13 protein-coding genes and 1 pseudogene are annotated in these 12,593 nt (G+C 73.2%); 7 read left to right on the top strand and 7 right to left on the bottom strand.

What is annotated here, in order from left to right; translation table 11 throughout:
* The first annotated feature begins 4 nt into the window (after window positions 1-4).
* Window positions 5-751, top strand: a complete 747-nt coding sequence (locus tag AC07EG_RS07520; RefSeq protein WP_478252195.1) for a chitinase — start codon at window positions 5-7, stop codon at window positions 749-751.
* A gap of 379 nt (window positions 752-1,130) precedes the next feature.
* On the opposite strand, the pseudogene AC07EG_RS07515 reads toward AC07EG_RS07520, so the two are convergent.
* The 6 genes and pseudogenes from AC07EG_RS07515 to AC07EG_RS07490 form a co-directional block, all read right to left on the bottom strand.
* A pseudogene (locus AC07EG_RS07515) lies at window positions 1,131-1,298 on the bottom strand (hypothetical protein); the annotation flags it as partial.
* Window positions 1,299-1,354: 56 nt separating this feature from the next.
* Window positions 1,355-1,981, bottom strand: coding sequence for a LysE family translocator (locus AC07EG_RS07510; RefSeq protein WP_478252194.1), 627 nt, complete (start codon window positions 1,979-1,981; stop codon window positions 1,355-1,357).
* A gap of 18 nt (window positions 1,982-1,999) precedes the next feature.
* A complete protein-coding gene (locus AC07EG_RS07505) occupies window positions 2,000-2,545 on the bottom strand; it encodes a 3'-5' exonuclease (protein WP_478252193.1) in 546 nt (181 codons plus the stop codon).
* A 37-nt stretch (window positions 2,546-2,582) separates the two neighbouring features.
* Window positions 2,583-2,909: a DUF4429 domain-containing protein gene (locus AC07EG_RS07500; RefSeq protein WP_478252192.1), complete on the bottom strand. Its 327-nt coding sequence runs from the start codon at window positions 2,907-2,909 to the stop codon at window positions 2,583-2,585.
* Window positions 2,910-2,979: 70 nt separating this feature from the next.
* Window positions 2,980-4,326: a glycosyltransferase family 39 protein gene (locus AC07EG_RS07495; protein ID WP_478252605.1), complete on the bottom strand. Its 1,347-nt coding sequence runs from the start codon at window positions 4,324-4,326 to the stop codon at window positions 2,980-2,982.
* A 174-nt stretch (window positions 4,327-4,500) separates the two neighbouring features.
* Window positions 4,501-4,830, bottom strand: a complete 330-nt coding sequence (locus AC07EG_RS07490; protein ID WP_478252191.1) for a hypothetical protein — start codon at window positions 4,828-4,830, stop codon at window positions 4,501-4,503.
* Between the two features lie 291 nt (window positions 4,831-5,121).
* Here AC07EG_RS07490 and AC07EG_RS07485 point away from each other — a divergent pair, with 291 nt between their 5' ends.
* The 6 genes from AC07EG_RS07485 to AC07EG_RS07460 all read left to right on the top strand — a co-directional run bounded on the left by AC07EG_RS07485 (window position 5,122) and on the right by AC07EG_RS07460 (window position 10,936).
* Window positions 5,122-6,177 carry a hypothetical protein gene (locus AC07EG_RS07485; RefSeq protein ID WP_478252190.1) on the top strand — a complete coding sequence of 352 codons (1,056 nt, stop codon included), beginning with the start codon at window positions 5,122-5,124 and terminating at the stop codon, window positions 6,175-6,177.
* 24 nt (window positions 6,178-6,201) lie between these two features.
* The gene (locus tag AC07EG_RS07480) at window positions 6,202-6,564 is read left to right on the top strand and encodes a hypothetical protein (RefSeq protein WP_478252189.1); all 363 of its coding nucleotides are present in this window, start codon (window positions 6,202-6,204) and stop codon (window positions 6,562-6,564) included.
* Window positions 6,565-6,650: 86 nt separating this feature from the next.
* Complete coding sequence (locus AC07EG_RS07475) at window positions 6,651-6,878, top strand: hypothetical protein (RefSeq protein WP_478252188.1); 228 nt, start codon at window positions 6,651-6,653, stop codon at window positions 6,876-6,878.
* A complete protein-coding gene (locus tag AC07EG_RS07470) occupies window positions 6,875-8,398 on the top strand; it encodes a solute symporter family protein (RefSeq protein ID WP_478252187.1) in 1,524 nt (507 codons plus the stop codon). Before AC07EG_RS07475 ends, AC07EG_RS07470 begins: the two co-directional genes overlap by 4 nt.
* On the top strand, window positions 8,395-10,104 hold the full coding sequence (locus AC07EG_RS07465) for a thiamine pyrophosphate-requiring protein (RefSeq protein WP_478252186.1): 1,710 nt from the start codon (window positions 8,395-8,397) through the stop codon (window positions 10,102-10,104). Before AC07EG_RS07470 ends, AC07EG_RS07465 begins: the two co-directional genes overlap by 4 nt.
* A gap of 49 nt (window positions 10,105-10,153) precedes the next feature.
* A complete protein-coding gene (locus tag AC07EG_RS07460; RefSeq protein WP_478252185.1) occupies window positions 10,154-10,936 on the top strand; it encodes an IclR family transcriptional regulator in 783 nt (260 codons plus the stop codon).
* On the opposite strand, the gene AC07EG_RS07455 is transcribed toward AC07EG_RS07460, so the two are convergent.
* Entirely contained in the window at window positions 10,899-12,356 is a 1,458-nt protein-coding gene (locus AC07EG_RS07455; RefSeq protein ID WP_478252604.1) for a benzaldehyde dehydrogenase, read from the bottom strand. The two genes, AC07EG_RS07460 and AC07EG_RS07455, sit on opposite strands and share 38 nt — an antisense overlap.
* Window positions 12,357-12,593 lie beyond the last annotated feature (237 nt).

The raw sequence follows: 12,593 nt of genomic DNA, 5'->3' as shown, positions 1-12,593 counted from the left end.
CACTATGTCGACTCGAAGCCGGTCCCTCGGCCGCAAACTCGGCCTGCTCGCGGCGTCGCTGGTTGCCGGAGCACTGGCGGTGGTGCTGCCACCGGCCGCCTCGGCGGGCCCGCCGGACGACGTCAGCGCGGCGGCGTTCGTGGTCAGCGAAGCCCAGTTCAACCAGATGTTCCCGAACCGGAACCCCTTCTACACCTACAGCGGGCTGACCGCGGCGATGAGCTCCTACCCCGGCTTCGCCAACACCGGCAGCGACACGGTGAAGAAGCAGGAAGCCGCCGCTTTCCTGGCCAACGTCAACCACGAGACCGGTGGCCTGGTGCACATCGTGGAGCAGAACCAGGACAACTACCCGCACTACTGCGACGCCACCCAGCCCTACGGCTGCCCCGCCGGGCAGGCCGCCTACTACGGCCGCGGCCCGGTCCAGCTCAGCTGGAACTTCAACTACAAGGCGGCGGGGGACGCGCTGGGCATCGACCTGCTCGGCAACCCGTACCTGGTGCAGAACGACGCGGCCGTGGCCTGGCGGACCGGCCTCTGGTACTGGAACACCCAGAGCGGCCCCGGCACGATGACCCCGCACGACGCGATGGTCGGCGGCCGCGGTTTCGGCGAGACCATCCGCAGCATCAACGGCGCGCTGGAGTGCGACGGCAAGAACCCCGGCCAGGTGCAGAGCCGGGTCACCGCGTACCAGAACTTCGCCGGCGTGCTCGGCGTCGACCCGGGCGGCAACCTCTACTGCTGACCCGCGCGCTCACCCCACCGGCACGCCGCGGAGCCGCACCGGGCCGCGGGTGAAGTCGAGCAGCACCCCCTGCTCGGTGCCCGCCGGGTTGAGCGTGTCCAGCACCTTGGGTGCCGCGGCCGGATCGGCGGCGCACCGGGCCCGCCACCCCCGCGGCGCACAGGCCGAAGGTGCAGGGCCCGGCGGCCGTGGTGAACGGGCGCGCCTGGTCCGGGCTGTTGCCGTCCTGTCCACTGAGGACGACGGCGAACTTCCAGCCGGGGCCGGGCGCGCCGAACGCGGCCCCGGGGGAAACCCCGTCGGCTCCGACGGAGGACGGATCGGCGAAGCCCTGCACCTCGATCCGCCTGCTCCAGGCGTCCTCTTCGGCGACCGAATAGTTGCGGCTCGGAAATGGTGCGGTGGCGGCGTCCGCGGCGGCCGGGTCGTGCGCGTACACCGTGAGCAGCTGCGCGCCGAGCGGGGAGCCGAAGGCCGGTGTCAGGTCGCGCAGGCCCGTCCGCAGCACCAGCTGGTCACCGGTGTCGATGACCTGGAACCGCCGCAGGTCGCAGGCGCCGTCGTGGAAGTCGCCCGCGGTCGGATGGGAGAAGGTGCAACCCGCTACCGCGACTCGGTCGCCAGTTTGACGCCCAGCCCGATCAGCACGGTGGCGGTCAGCCGGTCCAGCACGCGGCGCACCCGGTCGCGGAGCAGCAGCCGCCGGGCCCTCGCCGCGCTCCAGACCAGCAGCGGGTACCAGGCCAGGGTGACCACCAGGTGGATGGCCACCAGCAGGGCACCCCAGGCGGTGGCACCGGGGCCGGTGGGCAGGAACTGGGGGAGCAGGCTGACGTAGAACACGCCGACCTTCGGGTTGAGCAGGTTGGTCAGCAGCCCGGCCCGCAGCGCCCGGCTCGCGCCCGCTCCGGCGTCCACCGGTTCGGCTGGTTTCCGGTTGCGCGGCAACGTCTTCCACAGCGCCGACGCGCCGAGCCAGATCAGGTAGGCGGCACCGGCGATGCGCACCACCTGGTACGCCAGTTCCGAAGCGGCGAGCAGGGCGGTGAGCCCGGCCAGGGAAGCCGTGGCCCACACCAGGCAGCCGAGCGCGATGCCGGCGATCGCGCGCAACCCGGCCCGCCGCCCGCCGAGCAGGGTGTGGCGCAGCACCAGCAGCGTGTCGATCCCCGGGGTGATCACCCCGAGGAAGGCGACGAGGGTCCAGGCGAGCAGCGTGGTTTCCGGCAAGGTGTTCTCCCCAGTTCTTCAGGCGGGCCAGTCGCCCCGGCCGGCGAGGTGCAGGACGAGCGCCGCGATGTTCCACGCGTCATCCTCGCCGCGATGGTGCCTGCCTTCAAGGGGCAGCCCGGCGAACTCCAGCGCCCGCGCCATCCCCGGCCGGGCCCGCAGGCCGTGTGCCGCGGCGAAGACGGCTTTCGCGTTGGTGTGGCGGTCTCCGAAGGGATATCCGGCCGGACCGCACTGGCGGGCGAACTGCTTGCGGTCGTAGTCACCCCAGCTGGCCCACGGCCGCCCGCCCGCTTCGTGCTCGGTGGCCAGCTGGCGGCACGCTTCGGTGAAGGGCACCCCGCCGTCCACTTCGTCCTGGGTCAGCCCGGTCAGCTCGGTGCAGAACCCGCTGACCGCGGACCGTTGCGGTCGCACCAGGATCCGGTGCTTGGCCACGCGTTCGCGCCGGCCGGGGTCGACCACGGTGAGGCCGATCTCGATGATCTCGCCGACCTGCCCGGCAGGCGGCCGCCCCGGCCAGCAGGTCGCCTCCACGTCCACGACGTTGAGCAGTGCGTCCACCCGGCGAAGGGTAGGACGCACCGCACCGCGTGTCCCGTTATTTTCCGCTGGCCCGCTTGATCGCGTCGACGAGCTCGGCGACCTCCTTGGCGTGACCGGCGGAGTACTGGAAGGTGTAGGGGCTGAGCTTGTCGGCGAACATCGGCACGTTCTTCACGACCTCGCTGGTGCCGCCCGCCACGCGGAACTCCACCCGCCCCGGGCGCCAGGTGGTCGGCGGCTGGTGCTCGATCCCGGTGATCTTGCTGACCGGGAAGCGGTTCCGCTGGTCCCCGGGGAAGTTCCACGAATCCTTGATGGCGATGCTGATGATCACGTTCCTGCCGTCGAAGCGGATCGAGCGGCGTCGGCTACGCACGTGCACGGGCAACCCCCTCGTCGTCCCGAAAAAACCGACTCTAGGCTTCGGGCAACCGAAGTCAAGACGAAAAACCTCATGCTTCGTAGTGCCGGAACTCCGGCCACAGCTGCGCCCACGGCCGGACCGGGGCCCGGCAGATCCACAGTGGACTGCCCTGTTCCTCGTTCGCCACCCCGAATCCGTGGTCGATGGTGCCCGCCGGGGTCACCGAGGCGAAGCGCTCCCGCAGTGCCCGGCCGTCGTCGAAGCCGACGGCGATGACCGTGGCGGACTCGTCGGCGGGCGGGCCCCAGAGCCAGTAGTTGTTGTGCCCGCTGACCGGCTGCCCCAGCCGGTGCTCGCCGCCGAGCCGTTCGACCGCACCGGCCTGGCCGTAGTTGGCGGTCAGCACCACCGCCGGGGTCCCGGGCGGCAGCGTGTCCCGCACGGCCGCCACCTGCCGGACGAACTCCGGCCAGCCGATGGTTTCGGCGAGCACCGGGTTCAGGCCGGTGATGGGCAGGTCACGGTGTGCTGCCACGGGCAGGATCGGCAGCGCCATCGGCAGGGCGAGCAGCCCGGCCAGGCCGACCGCGACCGGAACCGCCGCCCGCCGCCGCGACCAGCGCTCGGCCGCCACCCCGCCCGCGGCGAAGAGCACCACGTACATCGGCGCCAGGTAGTAGTGCTTCCCGCCGACGGCCACCACCAGCACCAGCAGCACCACGTGCAGCCAGCCGAACAGGCGGAACTCCGCCGTGCGGAACAGCCACCACAGCCCGGCCAGCCACACCGGCGCCAGCAGCGGGTTCATCGTGACGAACTGCATCGGCAGGAACAGCGCCGCGCCCGCCAGGCCGCCTTCGTCCTCGCGGATGGAAGCCGAGACCGCGAGCATCGGCCAGTCGTGCGCGGCCTGCCAGGCCAGCACCGGTGCGGCGATCGCCAGCGCGAGCAGCGCGCCGAGCCACGGCCACGGCGTGGCCGCGTGCCGCCGCTGGGCCGGGGTCAGCAGCAGCGCCACCGGCAGCGCGAGGCCGAGCAGCGCCAGTGTCTGCTTGTTCTGGAACCCGAGCCCGGCGAGCAGGCCGAAGCCCAGCCACCACCGGGGATCGGCCCCGCGCACCAGCCGCAGCAGCAGCCACAGGCACCCGGCCCAGGCGAGCTGGTCGAAGGCGCTGGGACCGAACAGGTGGAACATCGACAGCGAAACCGTGGCGGTGCCCGCCGCCAGCCCGGCGATCACCTGCGCCCGCCCGCCACCGCCGAGGTCGCGGGTGATCAGCGTGCCGATCAGCACCACGGCGGCCCCGGCGAGCGCGGGCCACAACCGCAGGCCCAGCAGCGAATCACCGAACAGCGTGGTGGACACCCGCGCCAGCAGCGGGGTGAACGGCGGCTCGCTGGCGAAGGCCCAGTCGAGCCGGGCCGACTCGGCCAGGAAGTACAGTTCGTCGCGGTGGTAGCCGTACGCCGTCGCGCAGCTCCGTGCAGCACCAGTGTTCCCGCGGCGATCAGCAGCGCGGGGCCCGCCCCCAGGTGGCCATGCGGCGAGCGTAGTGCGCCCGCCGCGCGCCGGCGGCGGGGTTATCGGCCTGTGCTGTCGAGGCGCACGTCACCGGCCGGGACGACGTGGACGCTGTCCCGCCACTTCTGCCACCGCGCCGGGATCAGCAGGTGGTCGTCCTTCCGGGCTGGGTGATCGGGTCGGCGACCACCCGGGTCCGGCGATGCCCAGCCGTTCCACGCCGTGGGGCGTCACCGGCGGGCGCGCGGCCGGCTGCGTGGCCACCCCGGTGACGAGCTGAGTGAGGGTGCCCGCCACGGCCAGCGCGAGCAGCGCGGAACCGGCGAGGAAAGCGGCGGTCAGCGCGGCACGGAACACCGGGTGCCCGGCGCGCGCGGCGGTCCGGAGGCAGCGGCGGTGCAGCACGGCGGCGAGCACCGCCGGGACCCGGTTCGGCGCTCGGCGGTGAGCCGGGGCCGCGCACCTCCTCGTCACGGGCGGCGGTCAGCAGCACGGCCAGGGCTGCGAGCACGGCGGGCAGTGGCGGACGAGTGCACCGCACGACCGGCCTCCCCGCCGCCCGGGCACCGCGTCACCGGTCCGGCCGGGGAGCAGCCGCATGGCGGTATCGGCCGGAATGCCCGCTCGCCGGTGGGTAATTCGGCCGTGTGGCGTGGGGAACCACCCGGGAAAGCTCGTCGGCGGGGAGTTCCCGAGCGAGGAGGCGTGATGACGGGTGCGTTCCGGGTGGAGCCGGAGGCCGCGAGATCGGTGGTCCGGTCGATGGAGGACCTCAACGCGACGGCGGTCTCCTCGGCCCGTGACCTCGGCTCGCTGGGCATCGACATCGCCTCCTTCGCCGCCATCGGCAGCCCGGTCGGCAGCGCCAGCGCCTCGCTGCAGCAGCAGCTGACCGGTGCGCTCAGCCGGTTCACCGAGCTGATCGGCCAGCTCAGCGAGTACGTCCGGCTCGCCGCGGACGGCTACACCGCCGCCGACGACGCCACCGCCCGCGGTTACGGCGGCGGCCCGGACACCGGCGGCACCCAGGGCGGCAGCGGCACGCAGCTGCCCGGCCCGCCACCGCAGCCGCCCACCGATCCCGGTGCCGGGCCGCACGCCTCGCAGCAGCCGTCCCTGGCCGACCAGGCCACCTGGCAGGCCGCGTACGCCGGTGCCGACGTGGCCGACGGCATCGGCTGGACCAACGCCAGCAGCCACCTCAAGCACTTCCTGGACAACACCGGCACCCCGGTCACCGTGGACGCCGACCAGATCAGCCGCGACGTGCCCTCGTTCCGCGGGGTGGTCGACCGGACGGTCACCGAGCAGATGCGCCAGCTCGCCGCCGAAGCCGCCCGCACCGGCAACTACGGCACCCCGGTGCCCTTCGACTCCGGCTGGCACGGGCACTACCTCGGCCCGGCGGAGAGCAAGAACTGGTACTACGCCATGGGCGGCATCCAGTACTCGGTCACCGGCGTGGCCACCGTGCACCCGCCCGCGGTGCCCGGCGGCGCCCCGACCATCGAGATGGACTACCACGCGCACGTGTTCGACCGCTACAACTGGGACGGCGGCAAGGCCACCCAGATCGGCCCGATGACGGTCACCGACGCGTCACTGGCCGAACTGCACCGCTCCGGGCTGGCGCAGGAGTACAACATCTCCGGCTCCACCGACCCGCGGCACTACTCCGGTACGGTGCCGGGCGCGGGCTCCCAGGTGGTGCTGCCGCAGAGCCCCGACAACCGCGACGGCACCCGCCTGGACGTCCGCCGCTAACCCGTGCCCGTCCCAGGAGGAACCATGAGCACGCCCACCGCCGCACTGGACTTCGGCGGCATCGTGCTGCCGCCCGGCGCCGAGGTGCTCGGGGTGCGCGACGAACGCGGCATCGACCAGCTCTACGCGCTCACCGTCGCGGTCGAACCGGACACAGTGGACAGTCTGCTCACCGGGTCCGGGTTCACCACGCCACTCGAGCCCGGCCGCCGGGTGTTCCTGCCGCCGGTGCCGGGCTTCGACCCGGACTCCGGCACCGAAATCGCTTCCGCGCAGGACGTGCTGCCCGCCGGGCGGGCGCGCCCGGCGAAGGTGACCAGGGAGGTCCTGGTCGACCGCAGCGCACCGGAGCACCCGGTGGTGCACCTCTGGCTGTTCACCACCTGAACACCGGTTCCGGGGAACGGAACGCCGTGGTTGCCGCGGTGAGCTCCCCGGCGTGATCATCGGCCGGTCTCCGGAGGAGGGTGGCCATGCCGCGAACCGAGTTCACCGTGCGCAAGAGGATCGCCTTGATCGGCGGCTCGAGCGCGCTCGCGGTCTTCCTCACCATCCCGGTGCTGACCTCGTTCACCCCGCTCTTCGACGGCTGGTTCGGCCCGATCGGCGCCGGTTACGCGGCCGGCGCGTTCGCCATCGTGTTCCCGCTCGGCCTGGCCTGGCTCTACGGCCGGTGGGCCGACCGCTGGGAGGACCGGTGAACGGGTCCGCGGTGCTCGTGGTGGCCGCGATCGTCGCGGTCACCCTCGGCCTGACCAGTTACGCGGCCCGGCGCAACAAGAGCACCGACGACCACTACATCGCCGGCCGCCGGGTCGGCGGCTGGCAGAACGGCCTGGCGCTGGCCGGTGACCAGCTCTCGGCCGCGTCGTTCCTCGGCATCACCGGCGCGGTCGCGCTGACCGGGTTCAACGGGTTCTACCTCGCGCTCGGCATTCCGATCGCCTACCTGCTGGTGCTGCTGGTGATCGCCGAACCGCTGCGCAACCTCGGCCGGTTCACCCTGGCCGACGCGGTGGCGGCGCGGTTCGACGGGCGCCTGCTGCGGGCCGTGCTGGCCGGTGCCTCGCTGGTGCTGAGCGTGGTCTACATGGTGATCCAGTTCGTCGGCGCGGGGGTGCTGGCGCAACTGCTGCTCGGGCTCGACTTCCCGCTGGCGGTGGTGGTGATCGGGCTGCTGATGACGCTCTACACCGTGCTCGGCGGCATGGTCGGCACCACCTACATCCAGGTGTTCAAGGCGATCCTGCTGATCGCCACGGTGCTCGGCCTGCTGGTGCTGATCGCGGTGCGGACGGGCGGCAACCCGCTCGGCGCGTTGTCCGAAGCCCGCGAAACGCACGGCGACGCGGTCATCCTGCCGCGTCACGACGACACCGCCACGGCCTTCGACAACGTCTCGATGAACCTGGCCATGGCCTTGGGCATCATGGGCCTGCCGCACGTGATGGTGCGCTTCCTGACCGTTCGCGACGCGAAGGCCGCCCGCCGGTCCGCGCAGGTGGCGATGTGGATCTTCGCCCTGTTCTTCCTCGCCCTGCCGGTGTTCGGTTACGCCGCGCTCAACGAGGTCGGGCGGGACCGGATCATCGCCGACAACAAGGCGGGCAACCTGGCCGCGCCCCGGCTGGCGGAGGTGGTCGGCGGTGAACTGGTGTTCGCCGTCGTGGTCGGCGTGGTGATGGCGACCATTCTCGCGGTGCTCGCCGGGCTGGCCATCGCCTCCTCCGGCGCGGTGGCGCACGACCTCTACAGCACCGTGCTCAAACGCGGCGACGTCACCGCCCGGCAGCAGCTGCTGGTCGGCAGGCTCGCCGGGCTCGCGGTGCCGGCGGTGGCCATCGTGCTGGCACTGGGCGCGCGCACGATGAACGTCGCCTTCCTCGGCACCGTGGCGTTCGCGATCGCCGCCAGCACCACCATGCCGGTGCTGCTGCTGACCATCTACTGGCGCGGGTTCAACCGCGTCGGCGCCACCTGCGGCCTGCTCGGCGGGCTGCTGGTCTCGGTCGGGCTGGTGCTGCTCGGCCCCGACGTGCTGGGGGAGGACCACCTGTTCCCGCTCTCGGTCCCGGCGCTGGTCTCGGTGCCCGCCGGATTCCTGGCCGCCTGGCTGGGCAGCCTCGCCGGGAGGAACAACGCCGCCGCGCGCGGCACGCCGTACGACGAACTGACCGCACGGGCCTTCCCCGGCAGGCGGCGACCGGAGGTGCGCACATGACGACCACGACCAGCCGGGCGTTCCTGGAAGCCCTGCGCGAAGGCGGCGTCGAGTACGTCTTCGCCAACCTCGGCAGCGACCACCCCGGCATCGTCGAGGCGTACGCGCGAGCCAGGGCCGAAGGCCGGGCGGACACCCTGCCCGAACTGGTCATCTGCCCGCACGAGAGCGTCGCGTTCTCCGCCGCCCAGGGCTACGCGCAGGTCACCGGGCGGGCTCAGGCGGTGCTGGTGCACGTGGACTGCGGCACCCAGAACATCGGCGGCATGCTGCACAACGCGGCCAAGGGCCGGGTGCCGGTGCTGCTGTTCGCCGGTGCCTCGCCGTTCACCCAGGAAGGGGAGCTGACCGGCAGCCGCAACGAGTTCATCCAGTGGATCCAGGACGTGCACGACCAGCGCGGCATCGTGCGCGGGTACACCAAGTACGACAACGAGATCCGCACCGGGCACAACGTCAAGGCCCTGGTCGGGCGCGCGCTGCAGATCGCGCACAGCGAGCCCGCCGGGCCGGTCTACCTGGTCGGCGCGCGGGAGGTGATGGAGGCGGAGGTGCCGGACCAGGCCCCGCCGCACGTGGTGCCGATCGCCCCGGCCGCGCTGGCGCCGGGCACCGCCGGCCAGCTCGCCGACGCCCTGCGCCGGGCGGAGAACCCGCTCGTGGTCACCTCCTACCTCGGCCGGGACCCCGAGGCCGTGCCGGTGCTGGTGGAGCTGTGCGAACGGCTGGCGATGCCGGTGCTCGAATCGGTGCCGATGCGGCTGAACTTCCCCGCCGACCACCCGCTGCACCTGGGCTTCCAGTGGAACACCACCGAACCCGACCCGGTGCTCACCGCCGCCGACGTGGTGCTGGTGCTGGGCAGCGACGTGCCGTGGATCCCGGTCAGCAACCGGCCGCGGGCGGGCGCGCGCCTCTTCGTCGTCGACGTCGACCCGCTCAAGGAGCAGATGCCGCTGTGGTCGGTACCCGCGGAACTCTTCGCGCGCGCCGATCCGCGCACCGCGCTCACCCAGCTCCTCGAACGGATCGAGCACCGCCCGGACCCCGGCCGGCTGGCGCGCGTCACCGCCGAACACCACCGCCGCACCGCCGAGTACGCCGCGCTGGAGCGGCCGGACGGCGAGGTGATCACCCCCGAATACCTGCTGGCCTGCCTGCGGGACGCGATCGACGAGGACACCCTGGTGCTCACCGAGGCCATCTCCAGCTACCAGGCGGTCGGCAGGCACCTGCGGCGCACCCGGCCGGGTTCGCTGATCGGCTCGGGCGGCGGCTCGCTCGGCTGGCACGCGGGCGCGGCGATCGGGGCGAAGCTGGCCGAACCGGACCGCACGGTGGTCTCGGTGGTCGGGGACGGCAGTTACCTGTTCGGCGTGCCGTCGTCGGCGCAGTGGGTGGCCCGGCGCTACGGCACGCCCACGCTGACCGTCGTGCTGGACAACCGCGGCTGGAAGTCGCCGAAGCTGTCCACCCTCGGCGTGCACCCCGGGGGTGTGGCCGCCGAACGCGACGACTTCAACGTCAGCTTCGAGCCGGAGGCCGACCTGCCCGGCATCGCCACCGCCGCCGGTGGTGCCTGGGGCCGCACCGTCCGGCAGCCCGACGAGCTGAAGACGGCGCTGGCCGAAGCGCTGGCGGCGGTCGGCGGCGGGCGGTCGGCGGTGCTCAGCGTGCACCTGCCGCCCGTCCAGTCGTCCCGCTGAATGGAACGATCGCTTGCCCGGGTGGGCGGTACCGAGCAGCATCACCCGGATGAGCAGCGAATCCGCACCGGCACCGAAGTCGGTGCTGGCGCGTGGCCTGTCCCTGCTCGACGCGTTCACCCCGGGTGAACCCGAGCTGAGCCTCGGCGAGCTGGCGGCCCGCAGCGGCCTGCCCAAGCCGACCGCCCACCGCCTGCTCGGCGAGCTGGTCGACTGGGGTGCGCTCGAACGCACCGGCCGCGGCGGGTACCGGCTGGCGGCGAAGCTGTTCCGCCTCGGCCAGCTGGTGCCGCGCTACCGGGTGCTGCGTGAAACCGCCCTGCCCTTCCTCGAAGGGCTGCAGCGGTCCAGCCGGGAGAACGTGCACCTCGCCGTGCCCGACGACGTGTGCACGCTGTTCGTGGAGAAGCTGTCCGGCAGCGAGTCGATGGTGATCCGGTCCAGGGTGGGCGGCCGGATGCCCGCGCACTGCACCGCCACCGGCAAGGTGTTCCTCGCCTGGGGCGGGCGCGAGCGGCTCCGGCGCGCGGTCGACGCCGGCCTGGCGCGGCTGACCCCGCGCACCATCGTGCTGCCCGGCCTGCTGCACAAGGACCTGGAGCGCACCAGGGAACGCGGGCTCGCGATCAACCTGGAGGAAGCCGAGCCGGGCGTCACCGCGGTCGCCGCGCCGGTGCACGGCACGCGGGGCGAGGTGGTCGCCGCGGTGTCGGTCACCGGGCACACCCGGCGGCTGGACCTGGACCGCTGCGGAACCGCGGTCCAGGCCGCCGCCGGTGCGCTCTCGGCGGCGCTCAGAAGGGATACCCCGCCACGTCCCCGCGCAGGGTGACCCAGCGGGTCTCGGTGAACGCCTCGATGTTGGCCGCCGCGCCGCCGAACCGGGAGCCGGTGCCGGAGGCGAGCACCCCGCCGAACGGGGCGTGCGCCTCGTCGTTGACCGTCTGGTCGTTGATGTGCGCGATCCCGGTCGGGATGCGGTCGGCCAGCGCCAGCCCCTTCGCCACGTCCGGGGTGACGATGCCCAGCGACAGGCCGTATTCGCTGGCGGCGGCCAGTGCCACGGCCTCGTCGTCGCTGCCGAACCGGGCGACCGGCGCGACCGGGCCGAACACCTCCTGCGCGTAGGCGGGCACCGACGGCCCGGCGTCGGCGAGCACCGTCGGCCGGTAGAACAGCTCCTCGTAGGTGCCACCGGCGGCCAGCCGGGCGCCGCTGTGCACACTGGCCTGGACCAGCCGGTGGATCTTGTCGCGCTGCCCGCCGTCGATGATCGGGCCCAGCGCCACCTGCTCGATCGCCGGATCGCCCACCGGCAGGCCGTCCGCCTTCTCGGCCAGGCGTGCCACGTACTCGTCGTAGATCGACTCGTGCACCAGGTGACGGCCGGTGGTCATGCAGATCTGGCCCTGGTGGAAGAAGGAACCCCAGGCCGCGGCGCTGATGCAGTGGTCGAGGTCGGCGTCGGCGAGCACCAGCAGCGCGGAGTTGCCGCCGAGTTCGAGGTGGGCGCGCTTGAGGTGGCGCCCGGCCAGTTCACCGACCGCGCGCCCGGCGCCGGTCGAGCCGGTGAACGAGATGACCCGGACGTGCGGGTCCTCGACCAGCGCGGCCCCGGCGGCGGCGTCGCCGGGCAGCACGTGCAGCACGCCCGCGGGCAGCCCGGCTTCCTCGAAGACCGCCGCGAGCGCGAACCCGCCGCACACCGCCGTGCGGGGGTCGGGCTTGAGCACGACGGCGTTGCCGAGCGCCAGCGCGGGCGCGACCGAGCGGATGGACAGGATCAGCGGGGCGTTGAACGGCGCGATGACGCCGACCACCCCCGCGGGCACGCGGCGCACCATGCTGGTCCGCGGCGCCTCGCTGGGCAGCAGCTCGCCGAGCGGGCGGGAGGGCAGCGCCGCGGCTTCGTAGCATTCCTGCGCCGCGACGTGCAGTTCGAAGTCGGCCTTGCCGGGCACGCTGCCCGCTTCGCGGACCAGCCAGCCACGCAGTTCGCCGGCGTGCTCCTCCCACAACTGCCCGGCGCGCCGCAGCACCGCGGCCCGCTCCTGGAACGGCCGGGCCGCCCAGTCCCGCTGCGCCCGCGCGGCCCGTTCGGCGGACCGGGCGATCACCGCCGGATCGGCCAGCCCGTGCCTGCCGAGTTCGGCGCCCGTCGCCGGTTCGATCACCGGGCCGTCGGCGCCGGTGGTGTCCCAGCCGCCGGTGAAGACCCGGCCCTGCCATTTCGCTTCGTCGAGTAGTGCCACGGCGCCGATCATCCGCCCACCGCGCCCCGGTGGGGAGGCGGCCCTTCCGCCCACCGGAACGCCCGAGCGCTGTCCCGATCTGTCCCGAACACCGTTTTCCCTGGTGGGCCGGGTGCGGAGGGTTGGTTCGCAGTGCGGCCGACGGGCCGCGACGCGGAAAGGGCAACGATGCCACGACCTCAGCTGACCCGGCTGCGGCGGCGCCGGCCACGATCACCGCACCGGCGCAGGACGACC

Source organism: Amycolatopsis sp. NPDC045836 (assembly GCF_056431745.1).
This window is presented reverse-complemented; position numbering and strand designations above follow the sequence as displayed.